Origin of the sequence: Fibrobacter sp., assembly GCA_017503015.1 — a bacterium.
GTDB lineage: Bacteria > Fibrobacterota > Fibrobacteria > Fibrobacterales > Fibrobacteraceae > Fibrobacter.
The window spans coordinates 44,222-66,330 of record JAFVTX010000047.1; the positions used below are offsets into that span (position 1 = coordinate 44,222).

The following is a 22,109-nucleotide window of genomic DNA, read 5'->3' on the forward strand; positions in this document are numbered from 1 at the left end:
TTATTGGATGAAAATCCGATGCCATAAAGTTCTTCTTTTGTCATAAAACTCCTTTTGTATTTTTTGTTGAGGTTTAGGCTGTAATCCCTTCGAAGGTTCGCAAATGCGCGCGGGTCGCTCGACGTGCAGGGAACGATGAAGAACTTAGTCGCTCCATCAGCAACATGGCGCAAAATGGGGTGTTTTGCATGCCGAGCCAAGGCCCATCGGCCACTCCTGAGCATAGCGTTGCACATTTCGTTGATTTTGGAGTCATTTGAGATGTTTGACATGGTTAGGTTCCTTTTTGGAAGAGTTTTTGCCTTTTCGGCTACCCATAAAACAAAAAAAATCCCCCTGGAATTACCAAGGGGAAATTGAAAAACGTTTTTGTCTTATTTTAGTAATGAAGCTAAATACTTCAAAATTAGCTTTTGTTCATTTTCGGAAGGGTATCTTATGCATTGTGGATTTCTCATTTGCCATTGCCACATGGCTTCTGCAAAGTAGGACTTTTTCATTTTTTCCCAATGGTCATTATATTCTGCGATAAGATAGGTACAGAGACGTTTTACGCATTTTAGCCAGCCCATCTCAATTGCAAAAAGAGTGCAATCATATAATGGAATAACTCCATTGGGAAAATCATGAGGCTTTTGGGGAATGTCCTTGCAAGGGTCAAAGTGAAGATTGATTAGCAAATCAATTATTTTAAGCAATTCATTCTCATCAATGAAACTGCAGGAACTATCGAATAAAAATTCGTTTTGCGTTAAGAGTTCATTGTAGAAAAGAGAGACTTCTCTTGTGTTGCCATCACCAAAATATTCAGGTGATTTAATAAATTGATTAACTCTATTAACATAAGGGTTTTCATATTTGCATCCGTTATTTTTTGCCCAGAGTTGTTTATATGTTTCTAGCACCGCTAAAAAATAATTGTTAGAATCATTTTTTACTGTTTCAATATTAAATAAGGGTATGACATCTTCTACGATAGTGCATTTCCCGATATTGCAAACGGTATATAATAAATTTTGATCATTACGAAATGTTAACTTTGAAACATCAATATCAGCTTCTTTATAGGCTGGCAAAATCATCTTGAATATTTTATAGGCGTTTTCAAGTTCTTCTGCGTGAACCTTATTGTAATCATAATATTTTTTGAGAGCCTTTCTCGCGTTTGGAATAATAAAGTTTATTATATCATCGTTGCTAATATGTTCAAGAGAATGGGGAACTAATACAATGCGCCAAAATCCAATAGGTAGGAACAAGAGCATGTTATTAATGCACCAATATAGGGTGTTCTTGTTTGAATTCTTGGCTTTAAGCACATTCCCGCCTTTTGCAATTATTTCTTTTACTTTTTCGGGATTGTTGATTTGAGATGCTATTTCAATGGCGTAACCGGATGTATTTCCAAAAGAAATGATTTTTTGGTTCAACTTGTTTTCGTCATATTCCAGCGACAATATATGTTTCTTCTTTTCATAAAAGGAACTAGGTAAAAAGAAGCTGTCACTTTGATTGCAGTATTGTTTTCTTAACGATTCCAATTTTTCAGAGTTGTTGTAAACGAAATTTTCACTGTCGTCATAACCAGCGATTTCAAGTTCAAGATGAACCAAATATGAGTACTTCAGCAAACTTGTAAACAGTTTGGTTGCCGCTGTTTTGACTTTAGAGTCTGTGGCGTTGTAGGAAACGAATGCTGAAGCAACAATTAAAGTTCGATACCACAATGTAGATAAATCACTATAGGTATAATTGCCTGTCGATCCTACATAGAAAAAAACATATGAAACTTGCCTTGCATAGAAAACGGCTTTTTCGTAGTTCCCTAAGTAAAAGTTATTTTTAAATTCCATATAGAGTAGAACAGGGTAGTCGGTAGGTGGGGTACATTCTTTTAGGTAATCTATTTCCCGCTCTATTTTTTCTTTTGCATTTTCGTTTTTAGGTCCATCTATCAAATTGACTAATTCTTCAATACGATGTGAATAGTGTGATTCTTCTTCTTTTCCTTTTTTTCCATATTTCTCTAAAAGCATTTCATTGCAAGGAAAATGTTTATAACATTTGGTATAAAACCAATTTATTAAAAGAGATTCTTTATCTACTATTTTTTCTTTTAAATTAACTTCATTTAAAAATGATAATACGGACTTTATTTTGACAAAATCTGCAGAAGATTTTTTTGTTTCTTTCCATGCCTTAAAATTCTTTTTTATAACATCCGATTTCAAATGATTTTTTATTAGAGTTTCGTCTAAGCAGCTTATATAGGTAAAAAAATCGTTTCCGTCTTCTGAAGCGGGTATATTTCCTAACCATTTCCAATTTGTCGTAGATTCTCTTATGCAATACGCTTTTGCAAAAAAATATCTAAACCACTGTCGGATATATGCGTTTTTGGTTGAGCCTGAGGCTGTCGACTTGTTGATTGCGTCAATATACCATGTCAAAATGGAGTCTACAGATTTTGAACATGAGCCTAAATCAAAGCATTCTATGTATTTTTTTATCGTGTCTCTGTCGAGCGCCTTTTTGTGTTTGCTAGATCTTAGACCATCTCTTATGGCAGAGTATAATTCTTCGTAATCGGTTCTGTTTACATTTTTCTTCAAAATGAAAAAGTCGTCAAAAGTTAGGGCAAATTCCTCTATTGTTGGGAATCTTTCTTCCAAAGTTAACGGTTTTTTGCAAAAATTGTTGTAATTCGCTAAAGTCATTATTCATCCTTTTTTATCTAAATATACTTTCAGTGCGTTCAGAATTTTATGGGGGAAAATGCAGAACGTTTTTTTTTGCATTTTGGAGAGTTTAGTCACATTCGGTTTATCAATTTGGCTCTAGTCAAGTTTTTTTGAAAAAACGCAATTTACAAAAATGGCTTTTTTTATAAAAAATGATATTCCAGTGATTTTTTTTCTTATATTCCCTACTATGGACTCAGAAAAGAAAATAGCCCTGATTATCGACTGTGACAACGCCAAGGCGGACGCCATCTACGGCATTATGGAAGAACTCTCCAAGTTCGGGGAGACGAGCATTCGCAGGGCGTGTGGCAGCTATTCAACATTTTTGTGTAAAATTTCATAAAAAAACACCATCTGTCCGAGTAAAACATATATTAAGAAGAACACCTGGAGATTTTATGAAGTGCGATAACCTCAAGGCCTTCTTGGCTGCCGTAGCCATTACGTTGTCCGCCTGTGGCGGTGACTCGAGTAGTTCCGCCCCTGAGGGTGGTGAAAGCAGTGCTGCTGAAGAATTGAGTTCGTCAATAGAAGTCTCATCTACCAGTGAAAACGGTGATTCCGGCTCAGGGGCTAGTGACTCCAGGGTGACAGAGGGTTCGTCTAGTAGCGATAAGTTCACTTCGGCAGGCTCAGTGAACTTAATGGACACCACCAAAGTCACCTACTCCCTCAAGCCTTTCGTTGGGCCGCTCACGAACCCCCACAAGGGTTTTACGGTGCCTACCGAAGCCGCATGGACTTTTGATCCCGGCTTTGAATACGGGCCTCACGGCTCCCTGAAAAACGGAGCTTGGAACCTGGTTACCTACGGTTCCGGCTACCAGCAGTGGAACAAGCTGAATCCGGCAAAGGGTGTCTACGATTGGAGCGAACTGGAAGAATTGCTGGATGCACTCACTGCGCACAATATGGGTTATGCCCTACGTGTATTCCCGTATTCGCCTAGCTTTATCAAGGACAACAACACTCCCGAAGAAAACTACGACTGGACTCCGAAATTTGTTTACAATGAATTAGGAGCAAAAAAGATTACGGCAACCTACAAGGGGAACGGTTCCAATGCGGTCGTCCCTGTTTGGGATGATCCGAACTATTTGCAGGCCGCAAAGGATTTTGCGACGGCCCTTGCGGCAAAGTATGATGGCGACCCGCGCATTGAATACATCGACGTGCGTTCTTTCGGCGAATGGGGCGAATGGCATGTCTCGAATCTGGACGGAAGCCACATGCCCTCGGTGGAAATTCAGAAGGACATGCTGAAGCATTACGCCTCCGTATTCAAGAAAAGCTTGCTGGTGTTGCCTTCCGACGGCTATGGCGATGTCTATACCTACGCGCTTAGCCTCGGCATTACCAAACGCGACGACTGCCTTATCGGCATTCCCGGAACCGCAGATTCGCTGGTGCGCGCCTACGAGGCGAACATGCCCACCGTTGCCGAAAACTGCGGTGCCTACGCACTCATGCTGGAATATACCGATGTGATTCCTGGCGGCTACCTCAAGTGGACTCCGGAGCGCTGGGTAGATGCCATTACTACGGCCCACTTGACCTATTATGTACTGGACCAGGGTTTCGATGATTGCGGGTACCGCTTCTATAACGAAAACAAGGCGCTGGCAGATTCCATGACCAAGGTCATCGGCTATAATTTCACAGTGACCCGTGCGGAGTTGTCTACCGTCGCAACGGCCAAAGATACCACAAGCACATTGAACATTACCGTCAAGAACACCGGTGTGGCTCCTTGTTTCTTTGATGTCTATATGGTGGCGGAATTCGTGGACACTACGGGCAATACCCTCGCACAAATCGGTGAGACCGTCCGCATTCCCAAGGGGACCTTCAAGGATGCCACTTCGCAGGATTTCTCCTTCACGCATAAAGTTGCTGCAGGTGCGGCGAATTTCGCGACCCGTCCAGGCGTTTCCGTGGCACTATCCCTCTACGAAAGCGAAACTGCCTTCAAGAGCGGCAAGAATCCCACCGTCCGTTTTGACAATGACGGCCTCCAAGGAAACAATAAATTACTACTGAAACCGTAGGATTACTAACTTTACCCTATGTTCATTTTCCTGTTCATCCTAGTCGCTGGCCTTGTCCTGATTTATGCCAACGTGAGTCCTGTTGCCCCCGGCAAAAAGGGCAAGTTGATTGCCCTCGGGATACTTGTTTCCATATTCCTAGGCATGTTCTTCCGCAACACGTTGGTTGGCTGTGCCGTGGTAGCCTTCACTTCGGTATGGCTTTGCCAGGCCCTTCTTTTATACATCCCTTGGGATTTGTTCAGGCTGGGCCGCCGTATGGTGCTGCGAAAGGCGATGCCGCCCCAGACATTGACGTTTGCCAGCCGTATTTTGCTCGCTGTGACGATTTTGCTGACTGCTGGGCTGTTTGTCTATGGAGTTCCCCACAACGGCAACTACAGGCTTCTAGAAACGACGGTAAAATTGCCCAGTCGCCACGTTGTCATGGCATCGACGGATTCCGGTGCAGTCGCCGATAGTTCGGTTACAGACAGTTCCATCGTCACATTGCAGGCACTGTCCGGCTTTACGGCGGTGTTTTTCAGCGATGTCCACGTGGACCCGCTTTTCAGGCGGGCCAAGCTGGAGCGCATGATTGCTAGCGTGGATTCCATCGCACCGGACTACCTGCTTTTCGGGGGAGACCTAGCCGATGTTTCTACGATGCAGCTGGACGAATGGGGTTATGACTCCCTGTTCAGGCAACTCACCTCCAAGGCGAAAGTGGCCGCCGTGGCAATCAACGGAAATCACGAATCCATGCAGGAGAGGGGCGGTTCCGATCCTGATGCCTGGATGCGAAAGGTGGGTTTTGTGGTGCTGGACGATTCCAGCGCCTGTATCGGACAGGCCTGCTTTACGGGGCGTACCGACTTTCAGGTGGCCCGCCGCCGCGGGATAGAACGCGTTCCCCTGGCAAGTCTTGCTCCTAATGATAGCGTTCGTCCCTGGATTCTGATGGACCACCAGCCCAAGGGAATCGAGCCGGAATATTCCGGACGCTTGCCAGACTTTGCCCTTTCGGGGCATACTCACAACGGGCAATTTTTCCCGGGAACCATCGTCATCAATTTCGTATGGCGCCTCGCCTATGGCGAGGGTGTTTTGGATGGCGTTCGCTGGCTGGTGAGCGCCGGCGTGGACTGCTGGGGGCCGCCCGTGCGAGTAGGCTCTGACGCAGACATGTGGGTGATTCGCTTCACGTTTGCCGAATAGGATAAAATAGCAAGCTTATTTGAAAAACGGGAGTTTTATTCCCGTTTGACCTTTGACGGCGAGGTTTCCCCGAATTATTCTGCTTAAATGCACGAAAAAAGCCTCGCAAACCCTCCAAAAATGAGGTATTTTTCAAGACATAGGGGGTAGAATTAAACACACGAGGTTCATTATGAAAATGATTCCAGCAATGACAATGGCATTAGTAGGCTTCTTTGCGGCCGCCTCTTTTGCCCAAGATGAAACCACTTCTGCTACAGAGAATGCCGCCGTGCAGGAGGTTTCTGGCGACGAGTCCGCTAGCAAGGTCGAAAAGCAAGATCCCAGGGCCGATCGTGCTAAGGAACGCTTTGAGCGCAAGGACGCCAAAAAAGAAGAAATTGCCAAGCACAAGGCCGAAATGAAGGCTCTGAAAGAAGAACGAGCTGCTGCTCGAGCCGAACGCAAAGAAGCCAAGCAGGCTGAAAAGGAGGCCAAAAAGGCCGATAAAGAAGCCATGAAGGCTGAAAAAGAAATCAGCAAGGCCGAACGCAAAGAGGCCAAGGTTGCAGAAAAGGCTGAACGTAAAGAAGCCAAGCAGGCCGAAAATGAAGCCCGTAAAGATCAAAAGGGCAAAGGCCGCCACAAGTAATTCTTTGCGAGCATTTTAGTTATGTAAAAGGGCGCCACGTGCGTCCTTTTTAAATATTCCACCTGATTCCGGCCTTCAATTTGGACAGGAGGCTCCATTTAGGATAGCCGATGCTGTATTCCGATGTGTTGAGATAATGCCGGTAGAGTTGTTCGAACCCGATAAAGGTTCCGAACATACCCGGTTTCCATGAGATGTTGAATGCCCAGGAACCGCTGAATTTTTGAACGCCGTCATAGGTTGTGGCGGGCTCGTCAATCACAAATCCGTAGAACAGGTTCAACTTTGTCTCGACGGAAATGTCTGTTTTAAACTTATACGAAACAGATGGCCTTAAAGAAGGCCCTAACCATTTTAGAATATACAGGGAACTGAGCGAGTCAGATTCATACCTTGCTCCTGCGTAGATGGTGCTGTTCCATCCGTATTTGGCAAAGCGGTGCCACGTGCCGTAGAATGATGCCGATGTTGGGCCGTCGAAATTCTTGTAGGCGCTAGTGGCGAGACCGAATTTTTGCTTGCCGCTTTGTGCAAGGTACTTTTCAGCCCAGATATAAAAGTCGGGATTCCATTCTTCATTTTCTGAAAAGTTTATACTTGCACCGATATCTAGAATCAGTGCGTTTCCGATGAGACTGTAGCCGATGCCGACCGAAGTTTCCCAGGAGTTTGTATCCAGGGAGGGCATGTCCTCTTTGTCAATAAACCAATCTCCCGATACATTTAATTCTAATGCGTGACTCCAATTTTTGGATTCGTATTCTACAGATGCGTTTATCGATGCGTCGGCTTCGCCTCCGGTTTCGGCGTCAGAGGTTCCTTTTTTCTTGTAGTGCAGGCCGCTGTAGTTGATGGTACCGTAAGTGTGGAACGACCAGGGACTTTGGGAGGAGTCGTCTGCGGAGTATTCGTCGGATTCCTTCAAGACACTTTGATAATCATCGATAATCTCTTGAATTTCTGCTGTGTATGGTCCTGATACCGCCACCGCTGAATCAAACAAGTCCAGCGCGTGGGGAATATCGCCAGCCTCTTCGGCCTTGAGCGCACGATAATAAAGTTCCTCTTGCGATTCAGCAAGTGCGTTGGCTGCCCAGAGCAGAGAAACTATTATCAAAAGCTTTTTCATTTGTGCGTAAATTGCGGGTTTATACCTTGTAGCCGTATTTTCTCAGTTTCTCCACGTAGGCTGGGTCTGCCAGTCGGGCTTTGGATTCGGCCATATATTTTTTATTGTCCTTGGACTGGAATCCCATCGTGATTCGTATAAACATAGAGAAGCAAGCTAGGGAACCCAACACGGAAGCAGCGGCAATGACAAGGACCTTCATCGAATAGTAGCCGTTCATATACTGGTAAAGGGCCAGTCCGCCATCGACCAGTGCCAATACAAGGAGAAACAAGGCTCCCTTCATGTAAAATTTGGGGTTGTTGCTTCGGGGGTCAAAACCGTCAATGGCCACCTCGCGGAATCGCCGGTCCAGGTATTCACTGCGGCATGCCTTGCACTGCCGAATAGGGCTGCCGTACATCCAGGCGTTACAGGTTTCACGGTTCTTGGTTTTGCATTCGGGGCAGGTCCATTCGGCAACGCTTATAGTCATATAAAGTCCTTTTATGTATTGAAAAAGAAAATAATAAAAGAATTTTTGGTTGTCATCTCCAGAGTCCAACTGAGCGCAATCAAAATATGGCCGAAAAATTTTTTATATTAAAAAAACAGGAATTCTTATGATCGATAACGAAATTGAAAATCGCAGCAAGGTCATCGTGCGCACGAGCATCGTGGGCATCGCTACAAACGTGGTGCTTTCGGCGTTCAAGGCCGCCATCGGCTTTGTCACGGGCTCCATCGCCGTCACCCTCGACGCGGTGAACAACCTCTCCGACGCGCTCTCCTCGGTGATTACCATCGTGGGCGCAAAACTTGCGAATAAACTTCCCGACAAGAAACACCCGCTGGGTTACGGGCGCATCGAGTACCTGAGCGCCATGATTGTGGCCGCCATCGTGCTGTATGCGGGCGGAACCTCTGCCGTGGAATCCGTCAAGAAGATTATCCATCCCGAAGCTGCCGACTATTCCACGGTTTCGCTGGTAATTATCGCCGCCGCCGTGGTGGTGAAACTCGTGCTCGGCAAGTATGTGAAGCGCCAGGGCGAATGGGTGAATTCCGGTGCGCTGGTGGCCTCCGGAGCGGATGCCTTGTTCGATGCCATTTTGTCTGCGTCGGTGCTGGCGTCTGCCATCGTGTTCGTGACGACGGGCATTTCGCTCGAAGCCTATGTGGGCGTGCTGATTTCGCTGTTCATCATCAAGTCCGGTATCGAGATGCTCAAGGATACGCTGGACGATATTCTCGGCAAGCGCACTGACGGCGACACCGCCAAGGAAATCAAAAAAATCCTCACCTCCGAAAAACCCGTACGCGGCGCCTACGACTTGATTCTGAACGATTACGGTCCCAACAAGGCCCTGGCCTCGGTGCACCTGGAACTGCCCGATTCCATGACCGTCGAAGAAGTGGACGTGCTCACCCGCAAGCTGCAACACCGGGTGTTCAAGGAAACGGGCGTCATCCTCACGGGCGTGGGAGTTTATTCGTACAACACCAAGGACGACGAAGCCGCCAAAATCCGTAGCGACGTCTTGAAAATCGTGAAGTCCCACGAATGGGCGCTCCAGATGCACGGCTTCTACGTGGATGTGGCCGAAAAGTCACTCCGCTTCGATGTGGTCATGAGTTTCGCCATCACCCCCGAAGAAGGCGTTGCGACCCTCACCAAGGAAGTCGGCGAAGCCTTCCCCGAATACAGCGTGCACATCGCCCCCGATGTGGACGTGGGGTAAAAAACTTGACAATGGATAAAAATTACTTATTTTATATCCATGACAAGTTTGTTTTTCAAAATGCGTTTTTTGGCGTTTTCCGCGCTTGTTTTGCTTTGCGCTTGTGGCGATATTGTTTCATCTAGCGAAACTTACAGTCAAAGGTGCAGCGATAATTCCAACATCGAAGGTTATGCCGCTGATTTTGGCGGTTATAAAAAAGGCAAGAAAATCCCTTTCAAACATTCAGACGGTTACCTGTTTTCCCTTACTGTTACCGAGAGAGAAAATTCCATTGACCACATTTGCCAAAAACACTTGGTTACAACGCTTGAATCGGCATACCCCATCTATTCCATTTTGCTTGCCTCTCAGGCCCCCACCTTTTATTATAGTGAAGAAGACAAAAAGAACAGTGGAAGCGTCGATGTGGTTTTCGGGCAGTACACCTTTTCGCTCATGAATCCTCTCGCTCGCGAAAAAATGCAAAGCCTCGATTCTTCTTACATCGACACCTTGAAAATCAATGGAATCGTATACACGGGTGTCGCCGTAAGCAACGGAAAAAAGTACAAGCAACCCAACAATGAAAATTATTACAACAGCACTGTTGAATCTGGCGCCAAGCTTTACTACAATACAAAAAAGGGAATCTTGAAAATCGAGCTGGAAGATGGTAGTTACATTGTAATCAACGAGGAGGACGATTAATGAAAAATAAGTACCTCCGAGCATTTTTCTGCGCAATCAGCCTCGCTATTCCGGCTTTCTTTGCGGCGTGCGGCGAAGGCAATGATTTGCCCGAATTCACCGAAGACATGCAGGTTCTGTGGAATGCCGAAAAGGGTTTCAGCAAGGATTCCGTCATTTATCTCGCTGACTCCGTCAAATTTGTCGACAAGTTGTTTCAATCCGCCGAGTTTGGGGTAAAAGAAACGCCTTTTGTGGATTATAAAGCCAAGGCGATGGCATCCGCTATCAATATCGGGCTATATGTAGCTCCCAACTCTGACGGAGGTTCCGTCCAAATTGTTTGTCACCCGAATCAGACTCGGTTTGATATTTACGATGTCGAGAAAAATCCGAAAATTATTTTTGAAGAGCCTCGCTTCCCCGCAAAAAACAAAGAAGGCTATTCGTTAAAATTTATGGATTCCTTAAAGGTGATCGATTCCACCTTCTACGACATACTGTATTTCGGCGTGCCTGATAGCGGCATGAATCTTTGCAATATTTCTGCATTCTACTATGGAATTCATGACGGCGTTGTCAGGGTTGTTAGCAGGAACGGTGTCGAATTAAACCGCGTTTCTGCACAAGTTTACGAAAATGCCGAAGACCGCAGGGTTGAAGAACGCGCTCTGGCCGATTCTATAGCGCAGGCTGTTGCAGATTCCATTATCAAGGCAAACACACCCTCCGAAAAAGACAGCACAGATGACAACGCGGAAATCGAAATTCCCCAAGAAATTATTGACTTGGCCGATTCCGTCGCAAACTGCATCAAAAAGGCGTATTCCGAAGGTTCGCTTTCTGCGATAAAGAATTGCAAAATATAGTCGATAAGCAAGGCCTTGAAATAAAGGATCGACTTTATGAAATTAAAGAAATTGGATCACAAACTAACAGTCTGTAAAGTAGCGGACGTTAGTGATGTCGATACGGGTAAGGATTTTTCTCTTATAGGTATCCTTTCGAAACTCTCGGCTATTCTTGCAGAAAATGGCGTTGGATTTTTTGCGATATCCACTTTCAATACGGATTATATCTTTGTGAAAGCCGAAAATTTCGAGAAAGTGCTATGCTGAACGTCTCTCCGAAATCACGGGGCTCAAGGCTGTTTTAAGGAGATTGGAGGCCGATACTGACAAATTTCAAAAAAACTACGGAAGGGACTTGACAAGAATTTCAAAACAGTGTACATTTGTGCATATAATATAAGGAGGTTTTGCGATGAAATTAGAGGGCTTTGGAATTTTTGTCGATGACATGGCGACGATGGTCCGCTTTTACAGAGATGTCTTGGGCTTTGAAATCAAGGAAGACGAAAATACGACTAACGTTTTTCTAGAAAAGGACGGCACTTTGTTCTTGCTGTTCCGAAAATCTGATTTTGAAAAAATGACAAGCCAGAAGTACGCTTACTGCAAAGGCGTTAACGGGCATTTTGAAATTGCATTGGGTGTTGCCAACTACACTGAAGTGGATAAAACATACGCCAAAGTCACGATCGCAGGAGCTAAAGGCATCATGCCGCCGACTACGGAATCGTGGGGGCAACGTACTTGCTACATCGCTGACCCTGAAGGCAATTTGGTAGAAATCGGGTCATTCGTCAAGGATTAACAAATAAAGGAGAACTTATGGAAATGAAGTTTTGTCAGAGCTGCGGAATGCCGCTCACGCCGGAAATCTTGGGCACCAACGCCGACGGCAGCAAGAACGAAGAATACTGCATCTACTGCTATAAAGACGGCGCCTTCACCGGCGACTTCAACATGGAGCAGATGGTCGAATTCTGCTCGCAGTTCGTCAATGAATTCAACAAGAATACAGGCAAGAGCCTTACCCGCGAAGAGTACAGGGTAGAACTGCGCAAGTATTTCCCGACGCTCAAGCGCTGGTGCCTCCCGGCAGATCAACTGCCGCACGCCACCTCGCCCATGAAGCAGAAGTTCATTGAAGAGGTAAACGCGCTTAATATCAAGGACATGCCGAAAATTGACAACCTCTTTGTTCTGCAGGGCTCGTTCATCAATCAGGAATACAAAATTAACGGCAACAGCGTCAAGCTATTGGACGATAACGCAAGCTACTGGGGCAACCAGGTCAAAAAGATTGGTGCCGAAGGCCGCTGCTTTGGAATCGCTTGCGACGAACGCTACATTCTCGTGAGCGAATACGGCAAGAACGGAGCTGATGCTGAAATCGTCGTATTCAAGAGACGGTAATGTTTAAGATATTACGCTTCTTTCCCGAGGACGGCGCGGGCGAGCTGGTCGGCGCATGAAGTCGGCTTCCCGCCACAGGTGTTGCCCAAGAGCTTTGCCGCGATATCTTCGGCGCTCATGCCTTCGCAGAGTTTCGCAATCGCCTTCAGATTGCCGTTGCATCCGCCCGTAAAGCGGATATTTCTGATTTTGTCTCCGTCGCGCGTGAACTGGATCGTTGTCGCGCAAACGCCTCTGGTCTTGAAAGTCTCTTCCATGTGTGTCCCGGGGTTGAAGGTGTGTGTTAAATATACAATGATTCCTGAAAAAACACGTTTCTGCATAAAATTTTAGAAAAAATATGCAGATTGTGGTGCTTTTCTGCATAAAAAGAACTATATTATGTGCAGAAAAAGGCCTGGTTATGCATAAATTTGACTATTCCTTCTTGAAAAATGGGATGTTGCCCGCAAATTTGGTCAATACGACATCCTCTATTGCGTCGTTAAAGACGATGGCATCATTCCGCAAGGAATCTCATCAGGAGATTTTCACGGAACTTGAATCTATCGCCAAGGTCCAGTCGGTTAAAAGTTCAAATGCCATCGAGGGCATCATCACCAGTGACGACCGAATTGCGCAAATCGTGAATCAGAACAGCGCCCCGCTCAATCATGACGAAGCCGAAATCGCCGGTTATCGTGACGCCCTTTCGCTTATCCATACCGGCTATAACGACATCCCTTTTTCTGTGCAGACGATGCTCTCCTTGCATCGGACGCTCCTCGCGCAAGTGGCTCAAAGCCGCGGAGGCGCGTTTAAGAACGAAGACAACGTGATTCTTGAAATTGACAAGTCGGGGACGCGCAAGATTCGTTTCGCTCCCGTTCGCGCAGCCCAAACACAAAAGGCAATGGAACAACTGGAACTCGCCTATATGGACGCTGTTGCGGATGATTCCATAAGTAAGCTATTGCTCATTCCGTGCGTGATGCTTGATTTCCTGTGCATCCACCCATTCAGGGACGGGAACGGCAGAATGTCGCGGCTGCTCTCGCTCCTTCTTTTGTACAAGAACGGCTACGATGTTGGCAAGTACATTTCGTACGAAGAGCAAATCAACAAGAACAAGTCGTGGTATTACGAATCGTTGCGTGAATCGTCCGTGAATTGGCACGAGAGCCGCAATGACTATTTCCCGTTTGTCCAGCATTTTTTAAGCATGCTTTACCAGTGCTATCAAGAATTAGACAAGCGCTTTGCAACGGTGAATTCAAACAAGATAACCAAAACATCCCGCATTGAGGCGACAGTGCTGAACAGCCTTTTGCCGATATCGAAATCCGATATATGCAAGATTCTCCCTGATGTGAGCCCGACAACCGTCGAATATGTCTTGGGAAAGATGCTGAAAAGTGGAGTCGTCACGACAGTTGGCGCCGGGCGTGGCACGAAGTATCTGAGGAAGTAATGGGGCCTCGTGATTTTCATATACTTTCTAGAGCATTTCGTTGAAGGATAATTGTGTCTTATCGTTTAACTTAGCGGGCTTTTGCAAAATTTAGATGTTTCATTTATATATTATTACTGATATGTTGGGTAAAGAATGATGCGAAATTTCAAGATATTGCTAATTTTGTGTGTAGTCGTGTTGTTTTGGGGTTGTGGTAGTGACTGCGACAATCCTTTGAACCATTGTTATGAAAGTGATGTTTCTCGAGATATGATAGAGATAAATCAATTTTCTATGGTTGCATTAGATTCTATAATTGCATTGAATGATTCGGCTAAAGATGATTATACGGTAAGTGTTAAATCTCATTACTATGTTAGATATGATCATTATACAGACACTTATCATTCTGAAGAATATATTCCTTTTACAATAGAAACACCCTATTCGCTAACTATATTCATGGATGTTTACGGATGTGATAATCCGAAATGTTCAAATGCGAAAAGAATTGTTTTTCATGATGAAGGTTATAATTATGTAGAAGCTTTGGATGAAACGTCTTTTTCGATTTCAAAGAACACTTCAGACTATTATTACGAAAAATTCGGTGAAAATTGTGAATTGGAAGTGGCTTTGTTTTTTAGATTGAGAATAAATACATCTCGTATAAAAATAGATCTGAATGTTCAGGATGCCTCTGAAACTTGTGAAGTTGTTGATGAGGATTGGTGATGCTAAAGTTTTGTTTCGTTATTTTCTTGACCTTGCTATGCTCTTGTTCGAATATTGATGATATTGATGTTGTTCAGGCACCAAGGTATCACGTTCCAGAATATTCCTTGCAAAATCGAAATCCGTATGGGTTTATTTGTGTACCGAAATGGAAGGATTTTTATTTTGTTCATGATTCGGTGTTTCTTGTTCAGCTGGATGAATATTTAAACGAAAAAAATGTTTTTATTGGCGAATTTTCTAACGAACATAATTGGTATGGGTGTGATCAAAGTACGGAATTTAATTTTCATGATGTAAATTTAAATGGCCCCTATGTACGTTTTGATGTAAAGGGATATTTCATAAATCATGATTCTGTCAAAGTTGAAGCCACACTTAGCTATTTTGCTGATATGTGGTATGAAGATCATGTTTATATAAGTCTTAGTTCTACTGTACAAAGAAAACGTGTGGAAAATCTTGCCCAAAACGAAGCGTATCCATTACAAGTTGCAAAAATTGTGGCAGACAAGGAGTATTCAGAAGATGGAAGGCCTTTTTCAAAAACGGATGAGGAAATGTGGATGGCCTATGTGGACTTGAATTTTTTTGTTGAACATTTGTTTTTCCAGGCCGATGATTTGGCAGACAATGGTAAGTTTGATGATGATGAAAAAGTCCCGACTTTAATTGTTGATTCGGTTTTAGCAAATGTCAAATCCATTTCTGACGATTATGCAAAGTCATACAAATTGCCAGTTTGCAATGGGGATTCTTTAGAGTCTATTGTTCGAAATAAGGAAAGTCTTTTTAATGGGAAAAAAATGGTCTGTTCGTTCTCTTTTTGGCGTTTAGAAGAACCAATGGAGGATTCTTTGGGCGCTTGCACAAGTTATAATTATGGCGATTTGATTGATAAAGGCGATAGGTTGGTTTATATCTGTGATAGTATAGATCGCGGATGGCGAATGGCTGCATATGATGAGATACTTGATTTTCGATATCGCAACTGTTCTGTTGATAATGTTGGAGATACCTTGATTATGAATGATAGTGTGGTCTACATTTGTAATGAAAAAACGAATAAGTGGCAACTTGCTAATTTTGATGAATTGATGGATCTTCGGTTGGGTGAATGTGGTAAGGAATTGCGGCGCTATGAAAAGTATCGTGACAATCTTTATTATTGTGCTAAAAATGGTTTGTGGGAAAAAATTTCCCAGAAAGAATTTGATGTTGGTAAATGCTATGATGATGTTGCTGCAGGAACACTAAAAAAATACGAAAATACGGTGATACTTTGCTCGTTTAATAAAGGCTCGCCTGATTGGGTGCTTGCACCAGACTCGCTCATGATGCCGTTTCTGAATTCTTTAGGTGATTCAGTTGCTAAGCAAACTGAAACGTTGGGACGAGATAGCGTCGAATTCTTTTGTGCGGGTAGAACGGGGTGTGTATATGCGGATGTTGATTCCATATATGACAAAAAATCTGGGTTAGGATATAGTACTATTTCCTATGGAGGAATGCTGTGGATGAAAGGACAGCCGCAAAACGCCTTCGTTGATTCAACCGGATCGTTTGATTTTTTCGAGAAATATTTAAAAGATGATATTGTTACGCTGAATGTTGTTGAAAGTGAGTACTATTACACATTTGAAGTTGCGCAAGAACAATGCCCTGTCGGATTTCATATTCCTGATACAACGGAATGGAAACGTTTTATGATGGGGGTTGACGAAGGGGCTATTCGGGATAAAAAATATACTCATATTTATTTTGTTTTAACTCCTGATAAAATTGAAAATTTGTATACCCAAACAATTTCGGCTTCTTGGACGAGTACAAGGGAAAATGATAAAAACGTTTATTGCCTTGTGAATTCTTCTTTTGTGGAATGCCCTATAAATGCCTACCCGATTGGTACCTCATGCATGAAAAACGTTGTTGATTAGAATCGAAAAAAAAGTTCGTGTGTGGTTTTTTTCTAAATTATCCTTCCGTAACAGTAAAGGATACGCTTATGAATATTCTCGTCGTTGGTAGCGGTGGTCGCGAACATGCCATCGCTCTTGCAGTCAAGAAGTCGCCGCTGTGCGACGCTCTCGTGTGCGCTCCGGGCAACCCGGGCATGGCTAACCTCGGCAAGTGCGTGCCGGTGGATGTAGCCGACCCGAAGGCCATTGCCGACCTCGCCGTAGCAGAGCATATCGACCTCGCGGTCATCGGCCCCGAAATTCCGCTGGTCGCTGGCGTAGTGGATGAATTCCGCCGTCGCGGGCTGCGCGCTTTCGGCCCGACTGCGGCTGCTGCCGCGCTCGAAGGCTCCAAGGCCTTCAGCAAGGATATCATGAAGAAGTACAACGTGCCGACGGCCGCCTTCGAGACCTTCACCGATCTCGCCTCCGCCAAGAAGTTCCTCGCCGAACACCCGGCTCCGATCGTGGTGAAGGCGTCGGGCCTCGCTGCGGGCAAGGGCGCTATCGTTTGCATGACCGACAAGGAAGCGAACGACGCTGTCGAAGAAATGCTCGGCGACAAGGCCGTCTTCGGCGAATCCGGCAAGACGGTGGTGATTGAAGAATTCATGGACGGCGAAGAAGCCTCCATCTTCGTGGTTTGCGACGGCAAGGACTATGTGATTCTCTCTTCTGCCCAGGACCACAAGCGCGTCTTTGACGACGACAAGGGCCCGAACACGGGCGGCATGGGCGCCTACAGCCCGGCTCCGGTCGTGACGGACGCTCTCCTCGAGGTCGTGAAAAAGACGATTATCGAACCGACCCTCAAGGGCATGGCCGCCGAAGGCAAGCCTTACACGGGCGTGCTCTACGTGGGCATCATGGTGACTGCGAAGGGCCCGAAGGTCGTGGAATACAACTGCCGCCTCGGCGACCCCGAATGCCAGATTGTGCTTCCGCTCTATGACGGCGATGTGCTCGCGTTGTTCGACGCTGCCGAAAAGGGCGAACTCGCCAAACTAAACGCTCCGAAGGCGACCAAGGGTAGCTCCGCAATCGTGGTGCTTGCAAGTGCCGGTTATCCGGGCTCTTACGAAAAGGGCAAGGTCGTGACGGGTATCGAAGAAGCCGAAAAGAACGGCGCCCAGGTGCTCCATGCCGGTACCAAGATGGTGGACGGCAAGCTGGTCACGAACGGTGGCCGCGTGTTCGGCGTGGTGGGCCATGGCGAAACGCTCCAGGCCGCTCTCGACATCGCTTACGAAGCCGCCGAAAAGGTTCAGTTCGAAGGCAAGTTCTACCGCAAGGACATCGGCAAGAAGGGTTTGGCCCGTCTCGCCAAGATGGCGAAATAAGAGGTAACAAAATGGATTTGAAAGAAAATGCAAAGGTCGGTATCGTTGCGGGTAGCAAGTCCGACCAGGAAACTGTAGATAAAATCACCGCCGTGCTCGACGGCTTTGGCATCGTGTGGGAATTCAACATTCTCTCCGCGCACCGCACCCCGAACGCCACCGCGAAGTATGCTCGTGAAGCCGCCGGGCGAGGCCTCCAGGTCCTCATCGGTGTCGCAGGCCTCGCTGCAGCCCTTCCGGGCGTGCTCGCAGGGCACACAATTCTTCCCGTTATCGGCCTGCCCTGCGCCGGCGGCCCGCTCAACGGTGTCGATGCCCTGCACTCTATCGTGCAGATGCCCCCGGGAATCCCGGTGGCCACGGTCGGCATCGGCAACGGCAAGAATGCCGGTTACCTCGCCGCCCACATCGTCGCCATCGCAGACCCTGCAGTTCGCGAAAAGCTCGTCGCCTACCGCAAGGGCCTCGGAGACATCGAAGGCTAGTGGTTAGTGGTTGGTGGTTAGTGGTTAGGAATAGCACTAAGTTTTGCTTCAAGGTCGCCGCGCTTGTGGCGGTCTTTGTTGCTGCATGTTTCGCTGGTGAGCCCAACCTTCCTGAGGTCCAAGCCCCGTGGATGAAGGGCGAAAAGCTGACTTTCAGCCTTAGCTGGGGTTTTGTTACGGCGGGTTATGCGACTTTAGAGGTTAAACCGATAGCCGATGGAAAAACGGAGTTTCTCACTTTTGCCACCGGCAACAAGACTATCAACAAAATTTATCCGGTGGCTGACACCATTTACACCCGTGTGCGCAACAAGGGTCTTATGACCGAGGTATTCCGCAAACGGCTTCACGAAGGAAGTTACCACAACACATCCGTGATTCGCTTCGACCGCAAGGGCGAGAAGGCTTGGCTTTCGGACACCGTCTTTACCGACATGAAAACTCGCAAGGTGAAGCGCTCTGCCGATACAGCAGTCGCCATTCAGGGAATGGAACACAGTATCATGTCGGCGTTCTACTTTGTGCGCACGATGCCACTTACGGTGGGGGACACTTCCCGTTTTTCGGCGGTAAGCGGGAAAAAACGATACGAACTTAAGGTGGTGGTCCATGGTCACGAAACCCTGAAAACGGACTTCGGCAAGCTTCAGACCATCAAAGTGGAACCCATGCTGGATGGGGATGGTATCTTCAATTCCAAGGGGCGCATCTTCATCTGGTTCACCGACGACGATCGCCGAATCCCGGTGCTCATGGAGTGCGAAATAGCGCTTGGGTCTATAAAGGCGCGGCTGATTGAGCGAAAATAAGGCGGCAATTCTGCAAAAAATGCTGGTTTTTATGAAAATTCAAAGGTTAAAGCAACTTTTACACTTGGTGAATGGATAAATCTCGCTAAAAAAGTTATATTCCAAAGGCGATTTATAATCAGAGGCGTTATGCTTAAAAAAATGTGTTTGACTTTGTGCTTGACGGCATTTCTCGCGTGGGCGCAAGACGACGAGTTTGACGATAGTGATTTTGTTTCTGCAGGTAATTCTGCTGCGACGACCGAAGCATCTAGTGAATCTGGATCAAGCGATGATGAATTCGAGGAAGTGGAGGATTCTCACTTAAGTCGTTCCAAGAGAGAGGATATGGAGGCTCGCAAAAAGTTTGAAGAAGATCAGCGGGCTGATGAATATGCTAACTCCTTGCGTCGTCGTGACTGGCTTAAGGATCGTCTGATGCTGGAAATCGGTATGGGTGCTCGCTATCCGTTCATGGGCGAAACTGGAATGGGTATGGGATTCGGTGCCGGTGCTGAATATATCACTCGTTGGCATATTGGTTTATATGGATCCTTCGGCTTTTTGCCCAAGGGAACGGATAGCGATTTTGATGATATTGAGCTTGAGGGTGGAACCGGATATAAGGTTGGTTTGAACTATTACCTCTTCCCCAAAAACCCGCTCCATCTAGGCCTGTCCGTTTCTTATGGTACAGTTTATTTCGACCACGATGTGAAGCCGGAAGATGGATTGCGTCCGTTGATTAAGGTGAATGGTTTCCAGTTTGATGCGTTGATTACTTACTTGACCAATGAGTGGTATTTCTTACAGTTCTCTTTCGGCATGTATTACGCTCCGGAACTGGGTAATCCCAAGGATGACAATGTAAGCTTTACCTTCGATAAGATTCATAATGAATGGGTTTCGAGGGTTGTTAATGAAGATGGTATGAGCAAGACGGGTATTGTCTTCGGCATCGCCATTGGCTATGCACTTCCGGAATTCTTCCCGGACGATACGGAAAAGCGCCGTCGTGAACGTGAAAAGGAACGCGAACGTTCTGAACGGTAATAAAGAAAAGCCTGCGTAAGTGCGGGCTTTTTTTGTGGGTATTACAGGATTTACTATATTTGCTCGCACTTGCCTGTGTAGCTCAGTTTGGATAGAGTGCTTCCCTCCGAAGGAAGAGGTCATGCGTTCGAATCGCATCACAGGTATAAAAGAAAGGAGTTCCTTTTAGGAACTCCTTTCTTTTGCTGTTGTTGACAAAGAGGACGGGACCTTCGACTGACCTGTAAGGTTTACAACAGCTTAACAATCAATTCGTGAGGCTCGGCATCCACTACCAGTGCGTCGCGGAATTCACCAATGTTGGCGTCGCCTTCCAGCACCTTCACGATGTCGTCGTTCTCCATGGAGTTGCCTTCGGTGCGTCCGTAAAAGTGGTATTCGCTTTCTTCGGCTTCCTGGTCGATGATGATGCGGACCGTCTTTCCGATCATCGCTTCGGCATGTTCCGCGTCGATTTCTTCTTGCAGATCCGTCACGGCGTCAAGCCTTGCGCGGGCCTCGCTCTCGTCAACGGAGGGCAAATCCATCTCCATCACGGGAGTGCCTTCTTCGGGGCTGAACACGAATCCGCCCAGGTGGTCGAACTGAATGTCTTCTAAAAGTTCCATCAGTTCTTCGAAGTCCTCGTGTGTTTCACCGGGGAACCCGACAAGAACCGTCGTGCGGAGCGTTACCCCTGGAATGCGCTCGCGAATCCTATGCAGAATGTCTACGAGTTCTTTCTTGCGGTAGTTCCGCTTCATATTCTTGAGCACGTTGTCGCTGGCATGCTGGATAGGCATGTCCACGTACTTCACCAGTCGCGGTTCGTTTGCCATCAGGTCCAGTAGTTCATCGTCCACGAACATCGGGTACCAGTACAGCGTGCGAATCCACGGGATGTTCGTGTTGTCGAGAATCGCCTTCAAAAGCTGGGCCAGCGTGCTGCCCTTCTTGCCTTTTTCGCGCCCGAAGTAGGTCGTGTCTTGCGCGATAAGGGTAATTTCTTGCACACCCTGCGCTTCTAGCTCTTTGGCTTCGGCCACAATGTCTTCGATACTGCGCGAAACCTGCTTTCCGCGGATTAGCGGGATTGCGCAGTAGGCGCATCGTCTGTTGCATCCTTCCGCAATCTTTAGGTAGGCGTGGTGCTTGAACCCGCCCAAGTTCATGCGCGGCAGGTTTTCGGCGTCGCAGCTTTGCGGTGCGACTATTCCCATCTTTTTCAGAAGTTCGCCCGGTTTGTACGTGCCTACCCAGTAGTCCACCTCGGGCAGTTCCTTGATGAGTTCGTCGCCGTAGCGGCCCGAGAGGCAACCCGACACGATCAGTTTCTGTTTTGCCTTCTTGCCTTTGATTTGCGTGAGAATCGCGTTGATGGATTCTTCCTTGGCGGCCTCGATGAACCCGCAGGTGTTTACCAGAATGTAGTCTGCCTTCGCTGCGCTGTCACAAGTTACAAAACCGGCGTGGAGCATTTCACCAACCAGGTTTTCTGCATCGACCTGATTCTTGGCGCATCCTAAGTGTACAACGAAAACTTTGGGCTTTTTAGTAGGCATGATGACAAATATAGGATTTTAGGTGGTTCTACGATAACAAAAAAGTTCCGCGAGAGAATCGCGGAACCCACAAGAAAAACTAAGCGTAAAAATTATTCCCAGTCGTCGTCAACAGCGGGCTGAGCGGCAGGCTTGGCGGCAGGAGCAGGCTGGGCGGCGGGAGCCGGTTGAGCAGCAGGCTTGGCAGCGGGCGCAGGCTGAGCGGCGGGAGCCGGTTGAGCAGCAGGCTTGGCAGCAGGAGCGGGCTGAGCGGCGGGAGCCGGCTGAGCAGCAGGCTTGGCAGCGGGCGCAGGCTGAGCGGCGGGAGCCGGTTGAGCAGCAGGCTTGGCAGCAGGAGCGGGCTGAGCGGCGGGAGCCGGTTGAGCAGCAGGCTTAGC

The 22,109-nt window shown here is 46.8% G+C and carries 23 protein-coding genes and 1 tRNA gene; 18 read left to right on the forward strand and 6 right to left on the reverse strand.

Going from position 1 to position 22,109, the window contains the following annotated elements; all coding sequences use genetic code 11:
• Positions 1–374: 374 nt before the first annotated feature.
• Positions 375–2,717, reverse strand: a complete 2,343-nt coding sequence (locus IKB43_08445) for a hypothetical protein (GenBank protein MBR2470162.1) — start codon at positions 2,715–2,717, stop codon at positions 375–377.
• A gap of 214 nt (positions 2,718–2,931) precedes the next feature.
• Between IKB43_08445 and IKB43_08450 the strand changes: the two genes are divergently transcribed.
• The 4 genes from IKB43_08450 to IKB43_08465 all read left to right on the forward strand — a co-directional run bounded on the left by IKB43_08450 (position 2,932) and on the right by IKB43_08465 (position 6,620).
• Complete coding sequence (locus tag IKB43_08450) at positions 2,932–3,087, forward strand: hypothetical protein (protein MBR2470163.1); 156 nt, start codon at positions 2,932–2,934, stop codon at positions 3,085–3,087.
• 55 nt (positions 3,088–3,142) lie between these two features.
• On the forward strand, positions 3,143–4,792 hold the full coding sequence (locus IKB43_08455; GenBank protein MBR2470164.1) for a beta-galactosidase: 1,650 nt from the start codon (positions 3,143–3,145) through the stop codon (positions 4,790–4,792).
• Between the two features lie 18 nt (positions 4,793–4,810).
• Complete coding sequence (locus IKB43_08460) at positions 4,811–5,989, forward strand: metallophosphoesterase (protein MBR2470165.1); 1,179 nt, start codon at positions 4,811–4,813, stop codon at positions 5,987–5,989.
• A gap of 172 nt (positions 5,990–6,161) precedes the next feature.
• Positions 6,162–6,620 (forward strand): hypothetical protein, encoded by a 459-nt coding sequence (locus IKB43_08465; GenBank protein MBR2470166.1) that lies wholly within the window; start codon positions 6,162–6,164, stop codon positions 6,618–6,620.
• A gap of 49 nt (positions 6,621–6,669) precedes the next feature.
• On the opposite strand, the gene IKB43_08470 is transcribed toward IKB43_08465, so the two are convergent.
• Together IKB43_08470 and IKB43_08475 are read right to left on the reverse strand one after the other, a co-directional pair.
• Positions 6,670–7,749, reverse strand: coding sequence for a hypothetical protein (locus IKB43_08470; GenBank protein ID MBR2470167.1), 1,080 nt, complete (start codon positions 7,747–7,749; stop codon positions 6,670–6,672).
• A 19-nt stretch (positions 7,750–7,768) separates the two neighbouring features.
• Positions 7,769–8,224 carry a hypothetical protein gene (locus tag IKB43_08475; GenBank protein ID MBR2470168.1) on the reverse strand — a complete coding sequence of 152 codons (456 nt, stop codon included), beginning with the start codon at positions 8,222–8,224 and terminating at the stop codon, positions 7,769–7,771.
• A 127-nt stretch (positions 8,225–8,351) separates the two neighbouring features.
• On the opposite strand from IKB43_08475, the gene IKB43_08480 reads away from it, so the two are divergent.
• The 6 genes from IKB43_08480 (at position 8,352) to IKB43_08505 (ending at position 12,400) form a co-directional block, all read left to right on the forward strand.
• The gene (locus IKB43_08480) at positions 8,352–9,470 is read left to right on the forward strand and encodes a cation transporter (protein MBR2470169.1); all 1,119 of its coding nucleotides are present in this window, start codon (positions 8,352–8,354) and stop codon (positions 9,468–9,470) included.
• A 39-nt stretch (positions 9,471–9,509) separates the two neighbouring features.
• Positions 9,510–10,160 (forward strand): hypothetical protein, encoded by a 651-nt coding sequence (locus IKB43_08485; protein MBR2470170.1) that lies wholly within the window; start codon positions 9,510–9,512, stop codon positions 10,158–10,160.
• Entirely contained in the window at positions 10,160–11,008 is an 849-nt protein-coding gene (locus IKB43_08490) for a hypothetical protein (protein ID MBR2470171.1), read from the forward strand. The genes IKB43_08485 and IKB43_08490 overlap by 1 nt, the downstream gene beginning before the upstream one ends.
• Positions 11,009–11,044: 36 nt before the next feature.
• Positions 11,045–11,257 (forward strand): ACT domain-containing protein, encoded by a 213-nt coding sequence (locus IKB43_08495; GenBank protein ID MBR2470172.1) that lies wholly within the window; start codon positions 11,045–11,047, stop codon positions 11,255–11,257.
• Between the two features lie 145 nt (positions 11,258–11,402).
• The gene (locus IKB43_08500) at positions 11,403–11,795 is read left to right on the forward strand and encodes a VOC family protein (GenBank protein MBR2470173.1); all 393 of its coding nucleotides are present in this window, start codon (positions 11,403–11,405) and stop codon (positions 11,793–11,795) included.
• Between the two features lie 17 nt (positions 11,796–11,812).
• Positions 11,813–12,400 (forward strand): zinc ribbon domain-containing protein, encoded by a 588-nt coding sequence (locus IKB43_08505; GenBank protein MBR2470174.1) that lies wholly within the window; start codon positions 11,813–11,815, stop codon positions 12,398–12,400.
• A gap of 11 nt (positions 12,401–12,411) precedes the next feature.
• Here IKB43_08505 and IKB43_08510 read toward each other — a convergent pair whose 3' ends face one another.
• Positions 12,412–12,657, reverse strand: coding sequence for a TIGR03905 family TSCPD domain-containing protein (locus IKB43_08510; GenBank protein ID MBR2470175.1), 246 nt, complete (start codon positions 12,655–12,657; stop codon positions 12,412–12,414).
• Between the two features lie 146 nt (positions 12,658–12,803).
• Here IKB43_08510 and IKB43_08515 point away from each other — a divergent pair, with 146 nt between their 5' ends.
• The 8 genes from IKB43_08515 to IKB43_08550 all read left to right on the forward strand — a co-directional run bounded on the left by IKB43_08515 (position 12,804) and on the right by IKB43_08550 (position 20,337).
• Complete coding sequence (locus IKB43_08515) at positions 12,804–13,850, forward strand: Fic family protein (GenBank protein ID MBR2470176.1); 1,047 nt, start codon at positions 12,804–12,806, stop codon at positions 13,848–13,850.
• Positions 13,851–14,126: 276 nt separating this feature from the next.
• Entirely contained in the window at positions 14,127–14,567 is a 441-nt protein-coding gene (locus tag IKB43_08520; GenBank protein MBR2470177.1) for a hypothetical protein, read from the forward strand.
• The gene (locus tag IKB43_08525; protein ID MBR2470178.1) at positions 14,567–16,504 is read left to right on the forward strand and encodes a hypothetical protein; all 1,938 of its coding nucleotides are present in this window, start codon (positions 14,567–14,569) and stop codon (positions 16,502–16,504) included. The genes IKB43_08520 and IKB43_08525 overlap by 1 nt, the downstream gene beginning before the upstream one ends.
• 68 nt (positions 16,505–16,572) lie before the next feature.
• Complete coding sequence (purD, locus tag IKB43_08530) at positions 16,573–17,865, forward strand: phosphoribosylamine--glycine ligase (protein MBR2470179.1); 1,293 nt, start codon at positions 16,573–16,575, stop codon at positions 17,863–17,865.
• Between the two features lie 11 nt (positions 17,866–17,876).
• Positions 17,877–18,350, forward strand: coding sequence for a 5-(carboxyamino)imidazole ribonucleotide mutase (purE, locus tag IKB43_08535; GenBank protein ID MBR2470180.1), 474 nt, complete (start codon positions 17,877–17,879; stop codon positions 18,348–18,350).
• A gap of 131 nt (positions 18,351–18,481) precedes the next feature.
• Complete coding sequence (locus IKB43_08540) at positions 18,482–19,159, forward strand: DUF3108 domain-containing protein (protein MBR2470181.1); 678 nt, start codon at positions 18,482–18,484, stop codon at positions 19,157–19,159.
• 129 nt (positions 19,160–19,288) lie between these two features.
• Positions 19,289–20,191 (forward strand): hypothetical protein, encoded by a 903-nt coding sequence (locus tag IKB43_08545; GenBank protein MBR2470182.1) that lies wholly within the window; start codon positions 19,289–19,291, stop codon positions 20,189–20,191.
• 71 nt (positions 20,192–20,262) lie between these two features.
• A tRNA-Arg gene (locus IKB43_08550) sits at positions 20,263–20,337 on the forward strand.
• Between the two features lie 84 nt (positions 20,338–20,421).
• Here IKB43_08550 and rimO read toward each other — a convergent pair.
• Together rimO and IKB43_08560 are read right to left on the reverse strand one after the other, a co-directional pair.
• Positions 20,422–21,732 (reverse strand): 30S ribosomal protein S12 methylthiotransferase RimO, encoded by a 1,311-nt coding sequence (rimO, locus tag IKB43_08555; protein ID MBR2470183.1) that lies wholly within the window; start codon positions 21,730–21,732, stop codon positions 20,422–20,424.
• Positions 21,733–21,824: 92 nt separating this feature from the next.
• The coding region (locus IKB43_08560; GenBank protein ID MBR2470184.1) for a hypothetical protein at positions 21,825–22,109 on the reverse strand (285 nt) is incomplete at its 5' end.